20 protein-coding genes are annotated in these 22516 nt (G+C 70.8%); 6 read left to right on the top strand and 14 right to left on the bottom strand.

What is annotated here, in order from left to right:
• Positions 1 to 1620, bottom strand: coding sequence for a substrate-binding domain-containing protein (locus C5H89_RS05490; protein WP_104106037.1), 1620 nt, complete (start codon positions 1618 to 1620; stop codon positions 1 to 3).
• A gap of 110 nt (positions 1621 to 1730) precedes the next feature.
• Here C5H89_RS05490 and C5H89_RS05485 point away from each other — a divergent pair, with 110 nt between their 5' ends.
• Together C5H89_RS05485 and C5H89_RS05480 are read left to right on the top strand one after the other, a co-directional pair.
• Positions 1731 to 2348: an ATP-binding protein gene (locus C5H89_RS05485; protein ID WP_104106097.1), complete on the top strand. Its 618-nt coding sequence runs from the start codon at positions 1731 to 1733 to the stop codon at positions 2346 to 2348.
• A complete protein-coding gene (locus tag C5H89_RS05480) occupies positions 2345 to 2947 on the top strand; it encodes a hypothetical protein (RefSeq protein ID WP_104106036.1) in 603 nt (200 codons plus the stop codon). The genes C5H89_RS05485 and C5H89_RS05480 overlap by 4 nt, the downstream gene beginning before the upstream one ends.
• Here C5H89_RS05480 and C5H89_RS05475 read toward each other — a convergent pair.
• Complete coding sequence (locus tag C5H89_RS05475) at positions 2916 to 3983, bottom strand: adenosine deaminase (RefSeq protein ID WP_240181730.1); 1068 nt, start codon at positions 3981 to 3983, stop codon at positions 2916 to 2918. The genes C5H89_RS05480 and C5H89_RS05475 overlap by 32 nt on opposite strands.
• A gap of 158 nt (positions 3984 to 4141) precedes the next feature.
• Here C5H89_RS05475 and C5H89_RS05470 point away from each other — a divergent pair, with 158 nt between their 5' ends.
• On the top strand, positions 4142 to 4594 hold the full coding sequence (locus C5H89_RS05470; protein ID WP_104106034.1) for a MaoC family dehydratase: 453 nt from the start codon (positions 4142 to 4144) through the stop codon (positions 4592 to 4594).
• Positions 4595 to 4601: 7 nt separating this feature from the next.
• Here the strand turns inward: C5H89_RS05470 and C5H89_RS05465 are convergent, their stop codons facing one another.
• The 10 genes from C5H89_RS05465 to C5H89_RS05420 form a co-directional block, all read right to left on the bottom strand.
• Positions 4602 to 5885 (bottom strand): thymidine phosphorylase, encoded by a 1284-nt coding sequence (locus C5H89_RS05465; RefSeq protein WP_104106033.1) that lies wholly within the window; start codon positions 5883 to 5885, stop codon positions 4602 to 4604.
• A gap of 1 nt (position 5886) precedes the next feature.
• The gene (locus tag C5H89_RS05460; protein WP_104106032.1) at positions 5887 to 6309 is read right to left on the bottom strand and encodes a cytidine deaminase; all 423 of its coding nucleotides are present in this window, start codon (positions 6307 to 6309) and stop codon (positions 5887 to 5889) included.
• A gap of 1 nt (position 6310) precedes the next feature.
• On the bottom strand, positions 6311 to 7612 hold the full coding sequence (locus C5H89_RS05455; protein WP_240181720.1) for an ABC transporter permease: 1302 nt from the start codon (positions 7610 to 7612) through the stop codon (positions 6311 to 6313).
• The gene (locus tag C5H89_RS05450) at positions 7609 to 8820 is read right to left on the bottom strand and encodes an ABC transporter permease (protein WP_104106030.1); all 1212 of its coding nucleotides are present in this window, start codon (positions 8818 to 8820) and stop codon (positions 7609 to 7611) included. The genes C5H89_RS05455 and C5H89_RS05450 overlap by 4 nt, the downstream gene beginning before the upstream one ends.
• Positions 8817 to 10337 carry an ABC transporter ATP-binding protein gene (locus C5H89_RS05445; protein ID WP_104106029.1) on the bottom strand — a complete coding sequence of 507 codons (1521 nt, stop codon included), beginning with the start codon at positions 10335 to 10337 and terminating at the stop codon, positions 8817 to 8819. Before C5H89_RS05445 ends, C5H89_RS05450 begins: the two co-directional genes overlap by 4 nt.
• Before the next feature lie 178 nt (positions 10338 to 10515).
• Positions 10516 to 11586: a BMP family ABC transporter substrate-binding protein gene (locus tag C5H89_RS05440; RefSeq protein WP_104106028.1), complete on the bottom strand. Its 1071-nt coding sequence runs from the start codon at positions 11584 to 11586 to the stop codon at positions 10516 to 10518.
• 151 nt (positions 11587 to 11737) lie between these two features.
• Positions 11738 to 12964 (bottom strand): amidohydrolase, encoded by a 1227-nt coding sequence (locus C5H89_RS05435; RefSeq protein ID WP_104106027.1) that lies wholly within the window; start codon positions 12962 to 12964, stop codon positions 11738 to 11740.
• An 87-nt stretch (positions 12965 to 13051) separates the two neighbouring features.
• Positions 13052 to 14065 (bottom strand): methylmalonyl Co-A mutase-associated GTPase MeaB, encoded by a 1014-nt coding sequence (meaB, locus tag C5H89_RS05430; protein WP_205304869.1) that lies wholly within the window; start codon positions 14063 to 14065, stop codon positions 13052 to 13054.
• Positions 14062 to 16248 (bottom strand): methylmalonyl-CoA mutase, encoded by a 2187-nt coding sequence (gene scpA / locus C5H89_RS05425; RefSeq protein WP_104106026.1) that lies wholly within the window; start codon positions 16246 to 16248, stop codon positions 14062 to 14064. Before scpA ends, meaB begins: the two co-directional genes overlap by 4 nt.
• Positions 16245 to 17969, bottom strand: a complete 1725-nt coding sequence (locus C5H89_RS05420; RefSeq protein ID WP_104106025.1) for a methylmalonyl-CoA mutase family protein — start codon at positions 17967 to 17969, stop codon at positions 16245 to 16247. Before C5H89_RS05420 ends, scpA begins: the two co-directional genes overlap by 4 nt.
• Positions 17970 to 18150: 181 nt before the next feature.
• Between C5H89_RS05420 and C5H89_RS05415 the strand changes: the two genes are divergently transcribed.
• From C5H89_RS05415 to C5H89_RS05405, 3 genes are read left to right on the top strand one after another with little or no spacing between them, the layout of a single operon-like run.
• Positions 18151 to 18864 (top strand): succinate dehydrogenase cytochrome b subunit, encoded by a 714-nt coding sequence (locus C5H89_RS05415; RefSeq protein WP_275887102.1) that lies wholly within the window; start codon positions 18151 to 18153, stop codon positions 18862 to 18864.
• Positions 18865 to 18879: 15 nt separating this feature from the next.
• Positions 18880 to 20895 carry a fumarate reductase/succinate dehydrogenase flavoprotein subunit gene (locus tag C5H89_RS05410; RefSeq protein WP_104106023.1) on the top strand — a complete coding sequence of 672 codons (2016 nt, stop codon included), beginning with the start codon at positions 18880 to 18882 and terminating at the stop codon, positions 20893 to 20895.
• A gap of 2 nt (positions 20896 to 20897) precedes the next feature.
• Positions 20898 to 21641 carry a succinate dehydrogenase/fumarate reductase iron-sulfur subunit gene (locus C5H89_RS05405; RefSeq protein ID WP_104106022.1) on the top strand — a complete coding sequence of 248 codons (744 nt, stop codon included), beginning with the start codon at positions 20898 to 20900 and terminating at the stop codon, positions 21639 to 21641.
• Positions 21642 to 21750: 109 nt separating this feature from the next.
• On the opposite strand, the gene C5H89_RS05400 is transcribed toward C5H89_RS05405, so the two are convergent.
• Both C5H89_RS05400 and C5H89_RS05395 read right to left on the bottom strand, forming a co-directional pair.
• Positions 21751 to 21975: a hypothetical protein gene (locus C5H89_RS05400; RefSeq protein ID WP_104106021.1), complete on the bottom strand. Its 225-nt coding sequence runs from the start codon at positions 21973 to 21975 to the stop codon at positions 21751 to 21753.
• Complete coding sequence (locus C5H89_RS05395) at positions 21972 to 22508, bottom strand: 2'-5' RNA ligase family protein (RefSeq protein WP_240181719.1); 537 nt, start codon at positions 22506 to 22508, stop codon at positions 21972 to 21974. Before C5H89_RS05395 ends, C5H89_RS05400 begins: the two co-directional genes overlap by 4 nt.
• Positions 22509 to 22516 lie beyond the last annotated feature (8 nt).

Here is a 22516-nt window from a genome sequence, read left to right as displayed (position 1 = left end):
TTAGCGGGACAGCAGTGCCTTGGCGAACACGTCGAGCATGTCGCGGGGATCCTCGGCGAGGAACGCCTGACCCCCGGTGGCGTCGGAGATCCGGCGCAGTGACGGCATGTCGGTGTCGGTCCCGATCCCCACCGAGATGATGCGCACCGGCCGGGACGGGTCGGCGGACTCCTTGAGCTCCTGCAGCAGCTTGGGCAGGCTGATGGAGCCGGGGTCGTCGTTCGCGCCGTCGCTGAGCAGGATCACGGCGTTGAAGTAGTTCTTGTCGTAGTCCTTCACAGCCGCCCGATAGGCGTCGATCGTGGTGTCGTAGAGCCCGGTGCCGCCCTGGGTGATCGAGAGCAGGCTGGGGATGCGGACCTGAAGGTAGTCGTAGTGCGAGCGTCCCTGCGTCTGGTCGTTGAGTCGCTTGGTGGGCGCCAGCTGCTGCCAGTCCTGGCCGTTCCCACCCTGGTTGATGGAGAAGGCCCACATGCCCACCTTGGCGTGCCGGGGAAAGAGATCCAGCGCGGTGACCGCGGCGTCGACCGCCAACTGCATCCGGGTCTCGCCGTCGCCGGCCGAGAAGTCCATCGACCCCGAGGCGTCGAAGACGGCCAGGATCGAGGACGGCACGCTCAGCACCTGCCACCCGCCGAGGGTGCGCAGCGCCAGGTCCTCCGACGGCGGCTCGACCGTGGTGACCTCACCGAGTCCACTGGCCTGGGTCAGGGGGGCCAGGTCCGGCCCGCGCAGGCCGAGCCCGTCCAGGGTCCGCAGCCCGTCCTCGCTGGCGAACCAGTCGGCGAGGACCTGCCCGTACTCCTTGAGAGTGCTGTTGCTGTCCCAGGCGCCGGCCAGGGGGAAGTCGAGCACCGGGGCGGCGGTGCCAGCCGGGACCAGGGTCAGCGAGGCATTGGTCTTGCGCGCCTCCAGGAAGGTCTGCTCGGAGACCGGCACCAGCTGGGTCTCGTCCACGTCGATGCCGGCCAGGTCCACGGACTTGACCGGACCGTCGACCAGGCGGGCGCCGAACTTCTGGGCCTGCGGGATCATCGAGAGCTGCGCCTCGACGGGGTCGGAGCCCTCCTCGAGCGCCTCGGCCATCGCAGAGGTGAGCGCCAGCGCGGACGCTGCGTCCACGGTCGGGTCGTTCAGCAGCAGCCGTCCCGAGGTCAGCGCGGAGCGCCAGGACGCCGGGCCCTGGGCGGTCGGCCCGGTGGCGAGCCCCACCGGGGAGCTGGCCAGGGACTCCTGGAGCAGGGCGGTGCTCACGCCGGAGGTGGCAAGTCTGCTGAGGCGCACGCTGGAGTCGGCGAACCACAGGTCGGGGCCCTCGTTCTTCGCGAACGAGCTCGACGTTGCTGCCGGGCTCTCCTCGACCACCTCCACCTGCGCGCAGGTGTTGTCCGGGGAGATGGCCTCGAGCGCCTGGTCCAGGGCGGGCCGCAAGGCGGGTACCACGCTGATCTTGACGTCGAAGGGCTCCTGACAGCTGCCGGCGGAGGCCTCCTCGCCCTTGAGCGGTCCGCCCATGGTCAGCCATCCGACCGCCGCGATGACCGCCAGAAGAGCTCCGACGAGGAGGACCGGCGACGCGCCCTTCTCCTCGACGTCTTGCACATGGCGTCCAGCACGCATGGCAGTGGCCCCTTCAAATTACCGACAAGTAAGTGCTCTCGACCCGAGGATACGTGCGGGGAGGCACCGGCGACATCCTTTGCTGGCACACCGTCGGGCAGACTGTCGGGGTGCATGCTCGAGCCATCGTCCTCGCCGGCCCCTCCGGTGCCGGCAAGTCCCGACTCGCAGAGCGCCTCGGACTCCCTGTCCTACGCCTCGACGACTTCTACAAGTCCGGAGATGACCACACCCTCCCACGCATCCAGGGTGGCGCCAATGCTGGGCTCATCGACTGGGACGACCCCGCGTCGTGGCACTTGCAGGCAGCCCTGGACGCCGTCGAGGCGCTGTGCCACGCGGGGGTGGCCGAGGTGCCGGTCTACTCCATCCCCGACAACGCCTCGATCGGCACCCGCACGCTGCGCCTGGCAGGCCACCGGCTGTTCGTCGCCGAGGGCATCTTCGCCGCCGAGGTGGTCCCCTCCTGCCGCGACCAGGACCTCCTCGCCGCCGCGTTCTGCGTGCGTCAGCATCCGGTGCTGACCTTCTGGCGTCGGCTGACCCGGGACCTGCGCGAGCACCGCAAGCCGCCCCTGGTGCTGCTGCGCCGAGGCACGGCGCTGCTGCGCGACCAGCGCCGCGTGGTCGAGCACGCCGTCTCCCGCGGCTGCCGCCCGGTCCGTCCCGACGAGGCCTTCGACGAGGTCTCCCAGCTGGCCGTGGGAACCCAGCTGGAGCCGCGGTGACCGGACGCTGGGGTGGCGAGCTCGCCCGGCTCGACCTGCGGCAACCAGATCAGCGCTCCTGCGGCGCGGCGGTCCTCGTGCTCGCGGAGGCGCTCGGCAACGAGCGGTACGCCCGTCGGCTGGTGGCCGGCGGACGCCCCCGCTTCACCGCCGAGGTGCTGGCCATGCATCGACGCGTCACGTCGGCCGTCGACGTGGCGGGACGCCCCCAGCTGCCGTGGTGGCGCGCGGTGGGCACCCCACCCTGGGCGGTGGCCCGACAGCTGTCCGGACGGACCGGGGTGCCGCACGTGGTGCGGGCGCTCTGGCCCCGCCGGCGCTCCCGTCTGCTGGCCGCGGTCCGCGCCGCGGTGCTGGCCGGCCACCCCGTCCCGCTGTACGTCGGCACCGCGAGGCTGCCGCGCCACGTGCTGCTGGTGACCGGGGCCGGCCCCCAGCCCGGAGACCCGCTGTCGGTCTACGACCCGGCCCTGGGCCGGACCCGCCGGCTCCGCGCCCAGGAGCTGGTCACGGGGTCCCTGTCCCAGGGTTGGGCAGTCCCGTGGTTCGTGGTCCTGCCGGCTCGGCTCAGCCCAGCAGGGCGTCGTACCCGGGCTTGATCACCCGGTCGATGATCTCCAGCCTCTGGTCGAAGGGCAGGAACGCCGACTTCATCGCGTTGAGCGTGAACCAGCGCAGGTCGCTCAGGGAGTAGTCGAACGCCTCGACCAGGTCGAACATCTCCGCGGTCATCGAGGTGCCGCTCATCAGGCGGTTGTCGGTGTTGACCGTCACCCGGAACCGGAGCTGGGTGAGCAACCCGATCGGGTGCTGGGCGATCGAGGCCACCGCGCCGGTCTGCACGTTGGAGGCGGGGCACAGCTCGAGCGGGATCCGCTTGTCGCGCACGTAGGCGGCGAGCGGCCCGAGCCGGACCGACCCGTCGTCGGCGACCCGGATGTCGTCGATGATGCGCACGCCGTGGCCCAGCCGGTCGGCCCCGCACCACTGGATGGCCTCCCAGATGGACGGCAGGCCGAAGCCCTCGCCGGCGTGGATGGTGAAGTGGCTGTTCTCCCGCTGCAGGTACTCGAAGGCGTCCAGGTGCCGGGTGGGCGGGAACCCCGCCTCCGCGCCGGCGATGTCGAAGCCCGCAACCCCGCGGTCGCGCCAGGCCACGGCCAGCTCGGCGATCTCCATCGAGCGGGCCTGGTGCCGCATCGCGGTCAGCAGCTGCCGGACCACGATCCGTCCGTCCGCGGCGGCCACCCCGGCCTCGAAGCCGGCCTGCACCGCGGCCACCACCTCGTCCAGGCTCAGGCCTGCCTCGACGTGCTGCTCGGGGGCGTAGCGCACCTCGGCGTAGACGATCCCGTCCGCCACCAGGTCCTCCACGCACTCGCGCGCCACCCGGGTCAGCGCGTCGGCGGTCTGCATGACCGCGACGGTGTGGTCGAAGGTCTCCAGGTAGCGCTCCAGGCTGCCAGAGTCCGCGGACTGGGTGAACCAGGCGCCGAGGGCCTCGGCGCCCGCGGCCGGCAGCTCGTGGCCCACCTCGGCGGCGAGCTCGATGATGGTCTGCGGCCGCAGCCCGCCGTCGAGGTGGTCGTGGAGCAGGACCTTGGGGGCGCGGCGCACCTCCTCGCGGGTGGGCAGAGCGACGGCCTGCTCCCGGGCTGCTGGAGTGGCTGGCGACCGGGCTGGGGAGGGGGGAGGTGTGGTGGACATCCCCCACATCTTGCCTCACGACAGTTGATAGGTTCAGCCCAACCCGACCGCCCCCGCGGTCACCAGGCTTGGGCGAAGGGACACACGTGCGCACTTTCAACACTCTCGAGGAAGTCGTCGCGGCCGCCGGCGAGGAGCTCGGTACCGGCGACTGGCTCGAGATCGACCAGGAGCGGGTCAACCAGTTCGCCGAGGCGACCGGCGACCACCAGTGGATCCACGTCGACGTCGAGCGGTCGGCGCAGGGTCCGTTCGGCGGCACCATCGCCCACGGCTACCTCACCCTCTCGCTGATCCCGACGCTGGGCATGGGGGTCTTCGAGCTGGAGACCCCGGGCGCCAAGCTCAACTACGGGGTCAACAAGGTGCGGTTCCCGATGCCGCTGCGCGTGGGCAAGCGGGTGCGTTCGCACATCTCGCTGGGCGAGGTCACCGAGCTGCCGACCGGCGTGCAGATGGTGCTCAAGCACACGGTGGAGATCGAGGGCGAGGCCAAGCCGGCCTGCGTCGCCGAGACGGTCGTGCTGCTGCTGCCCTGATCCGGGGTCAGCTGATCCGGTCGATCACCAGGGCCTGCGGGGTGTACGACGCGGCGTCGCCGATGTCGTAGCCGCCCTCCAGGGAGGCCAGCGCCCGCTCGATGCGCTCCGGCTCGTCGGTCAGCAGGGTGAAGAGGGGCGCTCCCTGCGTGACCTGGTCACCGGGTCGGGCGTGCCAGACCACCCCGGCCCCGGCCTGCACCGGGTCCTCCTTGCGGGCCCGGCCGGCGCCGAGCCGCCACGCCGCCATCCCCACGGCCATGGCGTCCAGCCGGGTCAGCACCCCGGTCGCCGGGGCGGTGACCACGTGGGACTCCCGTGCCGTGGGCAGCGCGGCATCGGGGTCCCCGCCCTGGGACCGGATCATCTGCTTCCAGGCGTCCATGGCGGAGCCGTCGGCGAGCTTGTCGGCCGGGTCGACGTCGGTGACTCCCGCTCCGGCGAGCATCTCCCGCGCCAGCGCCAGGGTCAGCTCCACCACGTCGGCGGGCCCGCCCCCGGCCAGCACGTCGACGGACTCCGCGACCTCGATGGCGTTGCCGGCCGTGAGCCCCAGCGGGGTGGACATGTCGGTCAGCAGCGCGACGGTGTGCACGCCGGCGTCCTTGCCCAGCGCCACCATGGTGGTCGCGAGCTCGCGCGCCCGGTCCAGGTCCTTCATGAACGCTCCGGTGCCGACCTTCACGTCGAGGACCAGGGCGCTGGTGCCCTCCGCGATCTTCTTGCTCATGATGGAAGAGGCGATCAGCGGCATCGCCTCCACCGTGCCGGTGACGTCGCGCAGGGCGTAGAGCTTCTTGTCGGCCGGGGCCAGGCCGTCGCCGGCGGCGCAGATCACGGCACCCACGGACTCCAGCTGCGCGAGCAGCTCGTCGTTGCTCAGCGCGGCGCGCCATCCCGGCACCGCCTCGAGCTTGTCCAGCGTGCCGCCGGTGTGTCCGAGCCCGCGGCCCGAGAGCTGCGGCACCGCGACCCCGCAGGCGGCGACCAGCGGCGCGAGCGGCAGGGTGATCTTGTCGCCCACGCCGCCGGTGGAGTGCTTGTCGGCGGTGGGACGGCTCAGCGAGGAGAAGTCCATGCGCTCCCCCGAGGCGATCATCGCCGCGGTCCAGCGCGCGATCTCGCGCTGGTCCATCCCGTTGAGCAGGATCGCCATCGCCAGGGCCGACATCTGCTCGTCGGCCACCTCACCGCGGGTGTAGGCGTCGATCACCCAGTCGATCTGGCTGTCGCTGAGCTGGCCACGCTCGCGCTTGGTGCTGATCACCTCGATGGCGTCGTGTGTTGCCATGTCAGTCCTCCTTGAGGTCGTCGGGCCCGAAAGCATCGGGAAGTACTTGGTCCATGGTCCTGGTGCCGGACACCGTCCAGAGCACCAGCTCCGCTCCCCCGTGCTCGAACAACAGCTGCCGGCATCGCCCGCACGGCATGATGATCTCGCCGTCGCCGTTGACGCAGACGAAGTGCGTCAGCCGGCCTCCCCCGGTGGCGTGCAGCCGGGAGACCAGCCCGCACTCGGCGCACAGCCCCAAGCCGTACGAGGCGTTCTCCACGTTGCAGCCCACCAGCACCTCGACGGTGCCGTCTGGCCGCTCCACCCGAGCCGCCGCGCCCACCGGGTACCGGCTGTACGGCGCGTAGGCGCGAGCGGCGATCTCCACCGCCTGCCGGCGCAGGCCGTCCCAGCTCTCCTGGGACCACGTAGGAGCAGCCACGTCAGCTCTTCACGTAGGGCTCGCCGTCGGCCGCCGGCGTACGGACCCGCCCCACGAAGCCCGCCACTGCGATGACCGTCGCCAGGTAGGGCGAGGCACGCAGCAGCTCGCCGGGGATCCGGTCCAGGAAGGCCAGCTGGGACTGCAGGGTCCACATGAAGCCGAAGAAGAGGGCTGCCAGGGACGCGAAGACGGGGTGCCAGCGACCCATGATGACTGCCGCCAGGGCGATGAAGCCGTTGCCGGCCGAGGCCCCGTTGTCGAAGCTCCCGGTGGAGCCGACGGTGAAGAAGGCGCCGCCGAGACCGGCGAACACGCCACCGAGGAGGACCGCCTGCCAGCGCACCCGGTTGACCTTGATGCCGACGGTGTCGGCGGCCTTGGGGTGCTCGCCCACGGCGCGCACCCGCAGCCCCCACCTGGTCTGGAACAGCAGCCAGGTGACCAGCGCGACGGAGAGGTACATCAGGTAGACCAGCAGGGTCTGGCTGAACAGGCTGGGACCGATGACCGGGATGTCGGAGAGCACCGGGATGTCGATGCGCGGCAGGATCAGCGGCTCGTTGAGGTAGCCCTTGATCTCGGGGTCGTTGGGGATCTGGCTCAGCAGGAAGCTGGTCAGTCCGGTGGCCAGGGCGATCAGCACCACGCCCAGCACCACCTGGTTGACCAGGTAGCGCATCGCGAAGACGGCCAGCAGGGCACTCATCGCGACGCCGGCGAGCACGCCGCCGAGCAGGCCGATCTCGGCGTTGTAGGCCAGCGAGGACGCGACCGCCGCGAAGAAGGCGCCCATCAGGAACTGACCCTCAATGGCGATGTTGATCACCCCGGCCCGCTCGCACAGCACGCCGGCCAGCGCCCCGAAGACCAGCGGGGTGGCGAGGCGGATGGTGCCGGGCAGCGGGTTGGTCATCACGATGGAGCCGGCCACCTCCTGGTCTGCGTAGGCCCAGACCAGGAACCCGGCGAAGAACGCCAGGCCGACCGCCAGGTGCAGCACGGTCCCGACCCAGGTGCGCGGCACCCGGTTGACCACGGCCAGCGCCAGGGCCAGCAGCGAGACCACGAGCGCGGGCCACAGCACGAGGAAGCCGTTGAGCTCCCCGGGCGGGTGCTCCTTGCGGTTCACCGTCGGTTCGAGGGTGTAGGAGATGGTCGCGTCGTCCGTGGTCAGGGCGAAGACGACCAGCGCGAGGAAGGCCAGCGCGTAGACGACCACCAGCTTCACCTGCCGCCGTACGTCGGCCCGGTCACGCACCTCGGCGGCGCCGGTGGTGCTCACAGCAGTCGCGGCGCTCATCCGCCCCATCCCTTCGCCATCACGGTGGATCCGGCACTGCGCGTCCGGAGCCCGGTCATGCCACGTACCAGAGCCGGCGCGGCCACGAAGAGCACGATCAGGGCCGACAGCACCTGCGCGAGCTCCTTGGGGGTGCCGGCCGAGGCCTGCATCGCCACCCCGCCGACGCTGAGCGCCCCGAAGAGCAGGCCCGCGAGCACGGTCCCCAGCGGCGTCGCGCGGCCCAGCAGGGCCACGGTGATGGCGTCGAAGCCGACGCTGCCGGCCAGGGTCGGGCTCAGCGAGGACTGGTCCCCCAGCACCTGCATGGTGGCCCCCAGACCGGCCAGGGCACCGGCGAGCAGCATGGCCACGGTGAAGACCTTGGAGACGTTCATGCCCGCCGTGCGCGAGGCGTCGGCGTTGGCGCCCACGGCACGCAGCTCGAAGCCCAGGGTGCTGCGCTCCAGCAGCCACCACACCGCCACTGCGGCGATCACGGCGAGCCCCACCCCGAGGTGGATGTCGAAGACGCTGCCGAAGGCGGCCGAGTCAGCGACCGGCGGCGACTGGGTGTTGTCGCTGCCGGGCCGCTGGAAGGCGTCCTTGCTCAACGCGTAGAGCAAGATCGAGGCGGCCAGGTAGTTGAACATGATGGTGGTGATCACTTCGTGCGCACCCGTGCGGGCCTTGAGGAAGCCCACCAGGCCACCCCACAGCGCGCCGCCGGCGATGCCGGCGATCAGGGCGAGAGGCATGTGGATGACCGCCGGGAGGTCCCAGGTGAAGCCGACGTAGCCGGCCGCGAGGAAGCCGAACACCATCTGTCCGGTGGCACCGATGTTGAACAGGCCGGCGCGGAAGGCCAACGAGACGCCCAGACCGGAGCAGATCAGCGGGGCCGAGCGCTCCAGGGTGGTGCTGAGCCGGTCCCAGCTGCCGACCGACCCGCGGACCAGGGCTGAGTAGGAGGAGGAGATCGCGTCCCAGGCGGCGGAGAAGAAGTCAGCCGGGTAGCTGAAGAGGTAGGGCAGCGCCTCGATCGCGTCCTGGTCGCTGAGCACCACCAGCACGGCGCCGATCACCAGGGCGACCACGATGGCGACCAGCGTCTCCACCATGGTCGGCAGCCAGCTGGCGGGGTTGGTCGGCTCCGCCTTCTCCACGGCCGCGGCCTCGGGCTTGGGGTCCGTGCCGCTGGCCACGGGGGTCTCGATCTCGGGACTCATGCACTCACCTCGGTGGGCTCGTCCGCGGCACCGGCCATCAGCAGGCCGATCTGCTCGCGGGGGATGTCGGGGGTGACGGTGCCGACGATGCGGCCGTCGTACATGACCGCGATGCGGTCGGCGAGGGCGTAGATCTCGTCCAGCTCGGTCGAGACGATCACGACGGCGGTGCCGCGGTCGCGCTCGGCGATGATCCGCTTGTGGATGAACTCGATGGAGCCCACGTCGACGCCTCGGGTCGGCTGGGAGGCGACGAGGACCTTCAGCGGCCGGGAGAACTCCCGGGCCACGACGACCTTCTGCTGGTTGCCGCCCGAGAGCGAGCTCACCGGCGTCTCCGGGCTCTCGGTGCGGATGTCGAACTCCTTGATCCGGGCCTCGGCGTTCGCCGCGATCGCGTCCAGCCGCAGGGCAGGGCCGCGGGAGAACTCCTCGGAGCGGTACAGGTCCAGGATGAGGTTCTCCCGCACGCTGAAGTTGCCGACGTAGCCGTCGTGCGAGCGGTCCTCGGGGATGTAGCCGATGCCGGCCTCGAGGCTCTCCTTCGGACCGTGCCGGGAGATGTCCTCGCCAGCGAGCCGGACCACGCCCGCGTCGGGGCGGATCAGCCCCAGCAGAGCCTTGATCAGCTCGGTCTGGCCGTTGCCCTGGACCCCGGCGATGCCGAGCACCTCACCGGCACGAGCGGTCAGCGAGACGTCCTTGACCACCTGGTGGCCCCGGGGGTCCACCACGGTCAGGTGCTCCACGCTCAGCACGTCCGCACCCGGCTCGGGCGCGTCCTTGTCGACCACCAGCTTGACCTCGCGGCCGACCATCATCTCGGCGAGCTCGGCCTCGGGAGCGCTGGGGTCCGCGGTGCCCACCACGCGTCCGCGACGGATCACGCTGATCCGGTCACCGACCGCCTTGACCTCGCGGAGCTTGTGGGTGATGAAGATGATGGAGGTGCCCTGGGCCTTCAGCGAGCGCATGATGTCCATGAGCTCGTCGATCTCCTGCGGCGTCAGCACCGCGGTGGGCTCGTCCAGGATGAGCACCTTGGCGTCGTGCGAGAGGGCCTTGATGATCTCCACGCGCTGCTGCACGCCGACGGGCAGGTCCTCGACGAGCCGGTCGGGGTCGACCGCCAGGCCGTAGCGCGAGGACAGCTCGCGGACGGTCTCGGCGGCCTTCGCCCGGTTCAGGATCCCCGGCCCCCGGGTGTGCTCGCGGCCCAGCATGACGTTCTCGGCCACGGTGAAGACCGGGACCAGCATGAAGTGCTGGTGCACCATCCCGATGCCGGCCGCGATCGCGTCGCTCGGGGAGGAGAAGGTGACGGGCTTGCCGTCGACGAGGATGCGCCCCTCGGACGGGTCGAGCAGTCCGTAGAGCATGTTCATCAGCGTCGACTTGCCGGCGCCGTTCTCCCCGAGCAGGCAGTGGATCTCCCCGGGCTCGATCGTCAGGTCGATGCTGTCGTTGGCCGTGAAGGAGCCGAAACGCTTGGTCAACCCCTGGATCTCGAGCCTCAAAGAAGTCCCTCTCGACGACCTGCCGATGGCAGTGTGGAACGGCGGTGAACCCGCAGGGCCCGAACGAGACGGGCCCTGGGAAAAACAGTAGAACTCGTGCAGCAGAACACGAACGCCGGGGCAGGGAACGGGTCCCCACCCCGGCGTCGTGCTTGTCCAGGTGACTGGACGACTCGGCTCAGCCGAGCTTGATGTCGCCCGAGATGATCTGCTCCTGGAGCTCGGAGATCTTGTCGGCAACCTCGGAGTCGACGTCAGCGGAGAGGTCGGCCAGGCTGACGCCGCCGTTCTCCAGCGTGCCGACGTACAGCTCGTTGCTGAACTCGCCGTCCAGCGAAGCCTTGATGGACTCCTCCACGGCGACGTCCATCGCCTTGACGACCGAGGTCAGCAGGATGTCGCAGTACTCGGCGGCCGAGACACAGCCGTCGGTGTCGACCCAGATGGCGTGGACGTCGGCGTCCTTGGCGGCCTGCAGGCCACCCAGGCCGGCGGGTCCGGCAACCGGGAAGATGATGTCGGCGCCCTGGCCGATCATCTGCTCGGCGATCGCCTGGCCCTTGGTCTTGTCCTCGAAGTCATCGGTGAACGAGCCGGACTTGCCGTCCCAGCCGAGGACCTTGACGTCGGCGCCCTCGTCCTCGTTGAACTTCTCCACGCCCTGGCGGAAGCCCTCCATGAAGATCGTCACGGTGGGGATGTTCATGCCACCCAGGGTGCCGACGGTGCCGGACTCGGTGGTCGCGGCGGCGAGGTAGCCGGCCAGGAAGGAGTTCTCGTCGGTGTTGAAGATGACGCCCTTGACGTTCTTCGGAGCCTTGTCGTAGGCGAAGTCGACGATGGAGAAGTCCACGTCCTTGTGCTTCTTCGCGGCGGCCAGGGTGGCGTCACCCAGGAGGAACCCGACGGTGGTGATGGAGTTGCAACCCTGGGAGACGAGCGCCTCGATGTTGTCGCCGTACTCGCTGTCGGACTGCGACTCGACCTCACCGGTCTGCACGCCCAGGTTCTTGGCGGCGTTCTCCATACCGTAGTGCGAGGTCTGGTTGAAGGACTTGTCGTCGAAGCCGCCCGAGTCCGAGACCATGCAAGCCTTGAAGTCGACCTGCTCGGCAGGCGCGGAGGCGCTCGCCGAGGCGGACGGGGTCTTGGTGTCGTCGTCGGCCTCGTCAGCCGGACGGTCGCCACAAGCGGCGAGGGTGAGAGCAGCGATGCTGACCACTGCGGCGATACGGGCCGTCTTGAACACGGCGCCTCCTGATCTTTGGTTGCTCGCGCCAGACGGCGCACATCGGGGTCACAGTAATACCCGCCAAACGTCCGCGAGGCCTGGGCACCACTTCGTTACCGGAGGGTGACCAACGCGCGTCCGGCCCCGGGTCGCAAGGCTCCGGAAGGGCTCAGAAGGAGTCGGGCCGGGAGGACAGCGCGACCACTGCGGCCTCGGCCAGCACCCGGGCGCCGATGGTGACCGCGCCCTCGTCCACCCGCAGGTTCCCCTGGTGAAGGTCGTACGTCGGCCCGCCGGCACTGCGCGTCCCGAGCCGCCCCATGGCGCCGGGCACCCGGTCCAGGTACCAGCCGAAGTCCTCACCACCCAGGCTCTGGCGGGTGGGCACGCGACCCTCGCTGCCGAGCACGGCCTCGACCGCGCGACCCAGCACGTCAGTGGCCCGCGCAGCGTTGACCACCGGCGGCACCCCTCGCTGGTAGGAGATCTCGGCGGTCACACCGTAGGGGGCGATGATCTCCCCGATCAGGCTGCGTACCACCTGCTCGGCCTCCGCCCAGGCGCCCGCGTCGAGCATCCGCACGGTGCCCGCGACCTCACCGGCCCCGGGGATGACGTTGTGTGCCGACCCGGCGTGGATGCGTCCCCACACCACGCTCGCTCCCGCCCTCGGGTCGAGCCTGCGGGAGAGGATGGCGGGCAGCTCGGTGACCAGCTTGGCCAGGGCGAAGGTGAGGTCCTCGGTGAGGTGCGGGCGCGAGGTGTGCCCGCCCTTGCCGAACAGCCGGACGCTGAGCGCGTCGGCCGCACCCGTCAAGGGGCCCACCCGGAGCCCCACCCTGCCGACGTCGAGGCTGGGGTCGCAGTGCAGCCCGAAGATCTCGTCGACGTCGTCCAGGGCCCCGTGGGCCAGCAGGTGCAGCGCCCCGCCGGGCATGACCTCCTCGGCAGGCTGGAAGATCAGCCGCGCCCGGCCGTGGAGGAGACCACGGTGGTGCACCTCCGAGAGGGCCAGCCCGGCACCGATCAGCGAGGTCACGTGGACGTCGTGGCCGCACGCGTGGGCCACACCGGGGACCGTGCTGACCCAGGGGTCCTCGATCAGGTCCTCCACCGGCAGCGCGTCGAGGTCGGCGCGCAGCGCCACGGTGCGACCGGGGGCACCGAGGTCGGCGACCAGTCCGCCGCCCTCGACGCGGTGCACCTGCCATCCGGTGTCCTCGAGATGGGACATCACCACGTCACTGGTGCGTGACTCGGCCCAGGACAGCTCGGGGTGGGCGTGCAGGTCGCGGCGCAGGTCGACCAGATGGTCGGCGTACTTGGTCACCACCTCGTCGATCACCCCCGAGGCGGAATCGGCCGGGGGTGCGGGTTCAAAGGACGGAGGAGGCATCAGGCCTAGGTTACGTTGCCCGGCTCCCAGGGGTGCGTACCCGCGCACCCCACGGACACCCGGGTCGGCCCCGTCTCCGGCCCGGGCTCAGCCCTGGTCGCCCAGGTAGGCACCCAGGATCCGGTCGGCCGCCTCGGGCGCCCCCATCCGGCCGCCCAGCACCTCGGCACGCACCTCGTCGCGGATCCGGGCCACTCCCGAGGAGCGCCGCAGCCGCTGCTCCAGCTCGTCGCGCACCAGGGCCCAGGTGAACTCCAGCTGCTGCTCGGCGCGCTTGGCCGCCAGGCCCTCGGCGGCCAGGTGCTCGCGGTGGCCGAGCACCCGCTGCCAGACGTCCGGGACTCCGGCGCCGGTCAGGCCCGAGCAGGTCACCACGGGCGGAGCCCACTCCTTGGCGCCGCGCACCAGGCGCAGTGCCCCCGCCAGCTCGCGGGCCGCCACCCGCGCCTGCGCCTCGTGCTCTCCCCCGTCGGAGGAGTCGGCCTTGTTCACCGCCACCACGTCGGCGATCTCCAGGATGCCCTTCTTGATGCCCTGCAGCTGGTCGCCGGTGCGGGCGATGGTGAGGAACAGGAAGGTGTCGACCATCCGCGACACGGTGATCTCGGACTGACCCACCCCCACGGTCTCGACCAGCACCACGTCGTACCCGGCGGCCTCCAGCACGGTCATCGCCTGGCTGGTCGCGCGGGCCACGCCGCCCAGGGTGCCGGCCGACGGCGAGGGCCGGATGTAGGCGTTCGGGTCGACGGTGAGCCGCGACATCCGGGTCTTGTCGCCCAGCACCGACCCGCCGGTGCGCACGCTCGAGGGGTCGACCGCCAGGACGCCGACGCGGTGCCCCTGCTCGGTGAGCAGCGTGCCGAGCGACTCGATGAAGGTGGATTTGCCGACGCCGGGCACCCCGGAGATGCCCACCCGCACCGCCAGCGGCGCGGCCCCGGGCGCCGGCGCGAGCTCGGTGAGCAGCTCACGCGCCAGCGCCCGGTGGTCGGGCCGCGAGGACTCCACCAGGGTGATGGCCCGCGAGATCGCGGCGCGCCGGCCCTCACCGATCCCGGCGGCGAGCTCGGCGACGTCCACCCCGGGGCGCACCGTCACCGGGAGGGGGACTCGTCGTCACGTCCGCGGAGCCGCGTCAGCAGCCCCAGCGCACTCTCGGCGATGACCGTCCCGGGCAGGAACACCTCCGCCGCCCCCATCTCCCGCAGCGTCGCCACGTCGTCGGGCGGGATCACGCCGCCGATGACGATCATGATGTCGGGGCGGCCCTGCTCGGCCAGCGCCTGCTTCAGCGCGGGCAGCAGCGTGAGGTGGCCGGCGGCCAGGGACGAGACGCCGACGATGTGCACGTCGGCGTCCACCGCCTGCTGGGCGACCTCCTCGGGGGTGGAGAACAGCGGGCCCACGTCGACGTCGAAGCCGAGGTCGGCGAAGGCGGTGACCACCACCTTCTGGCCGCGGTCGTGACCGTCCTGGCCCATCTTGGCCACCAGGATCCGGGGGCGGCGCCCCTCCTCCTCCTCGAACTCGGCCGTCGCCGCGAGCACCTGCGCGACCTTGCTCTCGCCTTCCTCGCCCATCCTGGCCTCGTCCCGGTAGACACCGCTGATCGTGCGGATCACCGCCTGGTGGCGGCCGTAGACCTTCTCCAGCGCATCCGAGATCTCGCCGACCGTCGCCTTGGCGCGGGCCGCGTCGACGGCGAGGGAGAGCAGGTTGCCGTCCAGGCTCCCGCCGTCGTGGCCGCGCTCGGCGGAGGCGGTGAGGGCGTCGAGCGTACGGCGCACCTCGTCGTCGTCCCGTTCCGCGCGCAGCCGCTCCAGCTTGGCGATCTGCTGCTTGTAGACCTCGTTGTTGTCGACCCGCAGGACCTCCAGCGGGTCCTCGTCGGCCAGCCGGTAGGTGTTGACCCCGATCACGGCCTGGGTCCCGGCGTCGATGCGGGCCTGGGTCCGGGCCGCGGCCTCCTCGATCCGCATCTTGGGGATGCCCTGCTCGATGGCCTTGGCCATCCCGCCGGCGGCCTCGGCCTCCATGATGTGCGCCCAGGCCTTCTCGGCCAGGTCGTGGGTGAGCTTCTCCACGTAGTAGGAGCCGGCCCACGGGTCGATGACCTCCCCGGTGCGCGACTCCTGCTGGAGCAGCAGCTGGGTGTTGCGCGCGATGCGGGCCGAGAAGTCGGTCGGCAGCGCGATCGCCTCGTCCAGGGCGTTGGTGTGCAGCGACTGGGTGTGGCCCTGGGTCGCGGCCATCGCCTCGATGCAGGTGCGCTGGACGTTGTTGAACACGTCCTGCGCGGTGAGGCTCCAGCCGCTGGTCTGGCTGTGCGTGCGCAGGCTCAGCGACTTGGGGTTCTTCGGCTCGAACTCGGCGACCAGCCGGGCCCACAGGGCCCGGGCGGCCCGCATCTTGGCGACCTCCATGAAGAAGTTCATCCCGACCGCCCAGAAGAAGCTGAGCCGCGGCGCGAAGTGGTCGATGTCGAGCCCGGCCGCGAGCCCGGCGCGGATGTACTCCACCCCGTCGGCCAGCGTGTAGGCCAGCTCCAGGTCGGCCGTCGCCCCGGCCTCCTGCATGTGGTAGCCGGAGATCGAGATGGAGTTGAAGCGCGGCATCCGCTGGCTGGTGTAGGCGAAGATGTCGCTGATGATCCGCATGCTCGGCAGCGGCGGGTAGATGTAGGTGTTGCGGACCATGAACTCCTTGAGGATGTCGTTCTGGATCGTCCCCGCGAGCTGCTCCGGCTTCACCCCCTGCTCCTCCGCCGCGACGATGTAGAGCGCGAGCACCGGAAGGACGGCGCCGTTCATGGTCATCGAGACCGACATCTGGTCCAGCGGGATGCCGTCGAACAGGGTCCGGGTGTCGTAGATGGAGTCGATGGCCACCCCGGCCATCCCGACGTCGCCGCGCACCCGCGGGTGGTCGGAGTCGTAGCCGCGGTGGGTGGCCAGGTCGAAGGCCACGCTGAGCCCCTTCTGACCCGCCGCCAGGTTGCGGCGGTAGAAGGCGTTGGACTCCTCCGCGGTGGAGAACCCGGCGTACTGGCGGATCGTCCACGGCTGGGTGGTGTACATCGTCGGGTAGGGACCGCGCAGGAACGGGCTCAGGCCGGGCCAGGTGTCCAGCGCGTCCAGGCCCTCGAGGTCCTCGGGCCCGTAGACCGGCGCGATGTCGATGCCCTCGGGAGAGAGCCAGGGCTCGCGGTCGCCGGCCGGCTGGGTGCCGTGGCCGGCGCCGCCGTCGAGCGGCAGTCCGGCGAAGCTGTCGGGAATGGTCATGACAGGGCCTCTCGGGTTCGGGTCAGGAAGTCGAGGGCGTCCACGCCCATGGCGCAGGAGTCGTCCACCCCGAGGTCACCGGGCTTGCCGGCCACGATCACCCGGGTGGCGCCGGCCTCGCGCAGCGCGGCGACCAGGGGCTGTCCCCACTCGGCGTACGTCGGGTCGGTGCCGGCGAGCACCACCACGGGCTGGCCGGCGTACGCGGCCAGCACGGCGTCGACGCCGCTGGTGGGACCCGCCACGTCCACCGCGATGCCACCCGCTGCGAGCAGGTTGGTGGCGAAGGTGGCCCGAGCGGTGTGCTGGGCGACCGGGCCGAGGGTGGCCAGGAAGACGGTCCGCTCGGCCGGGGAGTCACGCAGCGCCTCGAACGGCGCGCCATAGCGGCGTACGGCGTCGCTGGAGGGGTGAAGGGTGCGCGGGGGCAGCGTCTCGGCGAGGTTGGGGAACTCGCTGAGCCCGGTGAGCGGACGCTTGCGGCGGGCGATCTCGGCGTCGCGCACGGCCACGACCGCCTCGATCCGGCTCTGCAGCGAACCGTCGGCGGACGCGGCGGCCAGGCCGCCGGCCTCCTCGATCCTGGTCAGCTCCTGCCACGCGGCATGGGCCAGGTCGTCGGTGAGCTTCTCCACCGCGTAGGAGCCCCCGGCGGGGTCGGTGACCGCGGCCACGTGGCTCTCGGCGAGCAGCAGCGCGGAGGTGTTGCGCGCGTTGCGGCGGCCCAGCGCGTCCGGCAGCCCCAGGGGCGCGTCGAACGGCAGCACGGTGAGCGAGTCGGCGCCGGCGACACCGGCGGCGAAGGCGGCGACGGTGGTGCGCAGCATGTTGACCCAGGGGTCGTACTTGCTCATCATCGGTCGGCTGGTGACCACGTGCTGACGCATCACGCCGGCTTCGGTCGAGCCGCCGCTGAGCTCCACCACGCGGCTCCACACCCGGCGGGCGGCGCGCAGCTTGGCGATGGTGGGGAACTGCTCGTCGGTGGCGGCGTACCGGAACTCCAGCAGGCCCAGGGCCTGCTCCAGCTCCAGGCCGGCCGCGGTGAGGGTGCGCAGCGCCGCGATGCCCGCGGCCAGCGACCAGCCCAGCTCCTGGGCGTCGCTGGCGCCGAGGTCGTGCACCCGGGTGGCGTCCACGACCACCCCCAGGGTGCCGCGGTCCAGGGCGAGCCGGGCGACCTCCACGAGGTCGTCGTCGTCCCAGGCGGCCCCCAGGTTGGTGCCCGCGGCGGGCGCCGTCTCTCCCAGCAGGTCCAGCAGTGCGCGGGCGGCGCCGAGCCGATCCGCCGGCGCGTCCAGCACCACCGGCGCCAGGTCCAGCAGCACCCCGGACAGCAGCGCCGGGAGGTCGCCGACCTCCAGGCCCTGGCCCAGCTCGAGCCACAGGGAGCTGACGCCCCCGTTGAGGTCCACCAGCGCGGCCTCGTTGGCGGCCTTGGCGTCCGGCCCGACGAAGTGGGCGCGAACGTCCCAGTCGCCGGCGCGCACGGGGCGCCCCTGCGTGGTCACCGACGCGGCGGCGGCGGCCGTCCCGATGGGCGCCACCTCGATCCCGTCGAGGGTGGTGCGGGCGAGCTTGCGCCAGACGAGGGCGTCCGGGTCCTCATCGCTCATCCGGCCGGACTTGCGGAGCACCGCGGCAGTGGCGCGCTCCCAGTCCGCAGCCGTCGCGGCCTCGTCCGGGGACGCCAGCGCGAGTCTGTCGTGGGGTGGGGTCATGAGCGGCAGGATAGGCCGCGCCGCGCCGGGCCCGGTGCGGTGGTCTACATGCCAGACCCCTCGGGGAGGCCGCGGCAGCAGGGCTCCGCAGCCCCGGCAAATGGTGACTGGCCAGTAACCGGGCGTATGTCACACAGCCGCCTTCACACCTTCGGCAGGACGCGCGGTACCGTGCCCTCTTGTGGCAACCCAACTCACCTCCCGAACCCTCGTGAAGGGTTCCCGGTCGACGCGTTCGACGATTGCACTGAAGATCACCATGGCCGTGAGCGGACTGGTATTCATCGGATACCTGCTCCTGCACATGTACGGCAACCTCAAGGTCTTCGCCGGCCACGACGCGTTCAACGAGTACGCGCACCACCTGCGGACCCTCGGCGAGCCGATGCTGCCCGAGAACGGCCTCCTGTGGGTGCTGAGGGTGGTGCTCCTGGTCTCGCTGGTGGCCCACGTGTACGCCGCGGTCGTGCTGTCGCACCGAGCCCACAAGGCGCGACCGACCAAGTACGCGGTGAAGAAGAACATCCACTCCTCACTCTCCTCGCGCACCATGCGCTGGGGCGGGCTGGCCCTGCTGCTCTTCCTGATCTGGCACCTGCTGCACTTCACGGTGGGCAAGGTCAACCCCGCGGGCGGCGAGACCAACGACCCGTTCAACCTCGTCTACGAGTCCTTCGAGCTGTGGTGGATGTCGCTGCTCTACATCCTGGCCATGCTCGCCCTCGGCATGCACCTGCGCCACGGCACGTGGAGCGCCGCCCAGACGCTGGGCCTGACCAACACCGCCAGGTCCCGGGCCCGCGCCAAGGCCGCGGGCTGGGTGGTCGCCGTCGTGATCGCCGGCGGCTTCATCCTCGTCCCGCTCTCCATCCTCCTCGGCATCGTCTCCAAGTAAGGAACCCCCGACCCCATGGCTCTCCTGGACGGAACCACCCAGCTCAACAAGCCACCGGTGCAGGTCTCCGACGACGCCCGCGGCTACTACACCCTCGGTGAGCCCCTCGTCGATCCGGTCACCCCGACCGGCCCGATCAAGGACCGCTGGACCACCCGCAAGTTCGACAACCGCTTGGTCAACCCGGCCAACCGCCGCAAGATGAGCGTGATCATCGTCGGCACCGGCCTGGCCGGTGGCGCCGCCGCCGCCACGCTCGGCGAGGCCGGCTACCTGGTGAAGTCCTTCTGCTTCCAGGACTCCCCGCGCCGGGCCCACTCGATCGCCGCCCAGGGCGGCATCAACGCTGCCAAGAACTACAAGGAGGACGGCGACTCCACCCACCGCCTGTTCTACGACACGGTCAAGGGCGGCGACTACCGCGCGCGCGAGTCCAACGTCTACCGCCTCGCCGAGGTCAGCGCCAACATCATCGACCAGTGCGTGGCCCAGGGCGTCCCGTTCGCCCGGGAGTACGGCGGCCTGCTCGACAACCGCTCCTTCGGCGGCGTCCAGGTCTCCCGCACCTTCTACGCCCGCGGCCAGACGGGTCAGCAGCTGCTGATCGGCGCCTACCAGGCCATGGAGCGCCAGGTGGCCGCCGGCACCGTGCAGCAGTTCACCCGGCACGAGATGCTCGAGATCATCCTGATCGACGGCAAGGCGCGCGGGATCATCGCCCGCGACCTGGTCACCGGTGAGATCCAGACGCACCTCGCGGACGCCGTCGTGCTGGCCTCCGGCGGCTACGGCAACGTCTTCTACCTCTCCACCAACGCGATGGGCTCCAACGTCACCGCGGGCTGGCGGGCACACCGCAAGGGCGCCTACATGGCGAACCCCTGCTACACCCAGATCCACCCCACCTGCATCCCGGTCTCCGGGGAGCACCAGTCCAAGCTGACGCTGATGTCGGAGTCGCTGCGCAACGACGGTCGCATCTGGGTGCCCAAGAAGGCCGAGGACTGCGAGAAGGACCCGCGCGACATCCCCGAGGAGGACCGCGACTACTACCTGGAGCGGATCTACCCGGCGTTCGGCAACCTGGTCCCCCGCGACATCGCCTCCCGCCAGGCCAAGAACATGTGCGACGAGGGCCGCGGCGTCGGCCCCAAGGTCGGCGACTTCCGGCGCGGGGTCTACCTCGACTTCGCCGACGCGATCGCCCGCCTGGGCGAGGACGGCATCCGGGAGAAGTACGACAACCTGTTCGACATGTACGCCCGGATCACCGGTGAGAACCCGTACGAGACGCCGATGCGGATCTACCCGGCCGTGCACTACGTGATGGGCGGTCTGTGGGTGGACTACCACCTCCAGTCCAACATCCCGGGGCTGTTCGTGGCCGGCGAGGCCAACTTCTCCGACCACGGTGCCAACCGCCTCGGTGCCTCGGCGCTGATGCAGGGTCTGGCCGACGGCTACTTCGTGCTGCCGAACACGATCCGCGACTACCTCGCGGACGCCCCGTTCGAGCGGATCGACGAGTCCCACCCCGACGTGGTCGCGGCCCGCACCGACGTCGAGAGCCGGATCTCCACCTTCCTCTCCATCAACGGCACCCGCAGCGCCGACAGCTTCCACAAGGAGCTCGGCACGATCATGTGGGAGTACTGCGGCATGGAGCGCAGCGAGGAGGGCCTGCGCAAGGCGATCGACCTGATCCGTGAGCTCAAGGCCAGCTTCTGGACCGACCTCAAGGTCCTGGGCACCGCCGACACGCTCAACCAGAGCCTGGAGAAGGCCGGCCGAGTGGCCGACTTCATCGAGCTCGGTGAGCTCATGTGCATCGACGCCCTGAACCGCCGCGAGTCCTGCGGTGGCCACTTCCGTGCCGAGTCCCAGACCGAGGACGGCGAGGCACTGCGCCACGACGAGGAGTTCGCCTACGTCGCCGCGTGGGAGTGGGGCGGCGACAACGGCCAGCCCGTGCTGCACAAGGAAGACCTGATCTACACGGCCATCGAGATGAAGCAGCGGAGCTACAAGTGAGCATGAACCTGACCCTGAAGATCTGGCGCCAGCCGGACGCGACGACCGACGGTGCCATGCACACCTACCAGGTGTCCGACATCTCCGACGACATGAGCTTCCTGGAGATGCTGGACCTCCTCAACGAGCAGCTGAACGAGAAGGGCGAGGAGCCGATAGCGTTCGACTCCGACTGCCGCGAGGGCATCTGCGGCATGTGCGGCCTGATGATCAACGGCCAGGCGCACGGCCCCGAGGTCACCACGACCTGCCAGCTGCACATGCGCTCGTTCTCCGACGGCGACGTCATCACGATCGAGCCGTGGCGCGCCGAGTCGTTCCCGGTGATCAAGGACCTGGTCGTGGACCGCGGCGCCTTCGACCGGATCATCCAGTCCGGCGGCTTCATCTCCGCCAACACCGGCTCGGCCCCGGAGGCCAACTCCGTGCCCGTCCCGCGGGACAAGGCGATGCGGTCCTTCAGCGCGGCCACCTGCATCAGCTGCGGCGCGTGCGTGGCTGCCTGCCCCAACGGCTCGGCCTCGCTGTTCCTCGGCGCCAAGATCACCCACCTCGGGGAGCTGCCCCAGGGCCGGCCCGAGCACGACGCCCGCGTCGTGGACATGGTCGGCCAGCACGACCACGAGGGCTTCGGCGGCTGCACCAACATCGGTGAGTGCACCGCGGCCTGCCCCAAGGAGATCCCACTCGACGTGATCTCCCAGCTCAACAAGGACCTGCGCACCGCCATGAAGCACGGCCACTGACGCAGCGCCAGCCCACCTGCACGACACGAAGACCCGGCCCCTCCTGGAGGGACCGGGTCTTCGTCGTCCGCACGGACCTGAGGCCCGACTCAGCAGCGCTCGGCAGCGCTCAGGAGCGGGTCGCCCGCCAGGCCTTCCAGCCCAGGGAGCCCAGGACCGCCGCGATGGCGAAGTTGACCACGATCAGGATGGTGTGGGCCACCCAGTAGCCCGTCGCGCGGTCCTCCCCACCCTCGTACGCCGCCCAGAGGTTGCGGGCGAAGTTGCCGAAGGAGAAGACGTTCCAGGCGGCGACGGTCAGGAGCAGGACTGCGTGGCGACGCTCGAACCTCATGACCTCTCCCCTCCGAGCCGGAAGGCCCTGGTGGGAACCCAGCCCTGGTCGCCGCAGTGGTGGTAGAGGTGGAACTCCGAGGCCTCGAAGAGGCAGTCGAAGCCCGCCAGCTCCTCGAAGGCGCGATCGAGCAGCGGGTCCTCGAGGTGGTGGGCGACGGTGACGTGCGGGTGGTAGGGGAACTCCAGCTCGACGCGCAACGGACCCTGGCGCACGGCGTGGGCCAGGCGCTCGCAGCCGGAGATGCCCTGGACCACGGTCACGAAGACCACCGGCGAGATGGGCCGGAAGGTCCCGGTGCCGCGCAGGTGGATCCGGAAGACCTCGTGATCACGGGCCACACCCTCCAGGTGCCGCTCCACCCGGTCGAGCTCGGAGTGCGGCACCGTCAGCGGCGGGATCAGCGTGATGTGGGTGGGGATGCTCGATGCGGTCTCGTCGCCGAGCGAGGTGCGGTAGTCCTGGAGCTGGGTCGCCCACGGCTCGGGGATCGCGATCGCGACGCCGATCGTCTGCACATCCTTGGTCTGCACGAGGCTGG

It is taken from the genome of Nocardioides sp. 616, assembly GCF_002930065.1.
GTDB lineage: Bacteria > Actinomycetota > Actinomycetes > Propionibacteriales > Nocardioidaceae > Nocardioides > Nocardioides houyundeii.
This window is presented reverse-complemented; position numbering and strand designations above follow the sequence as displayed.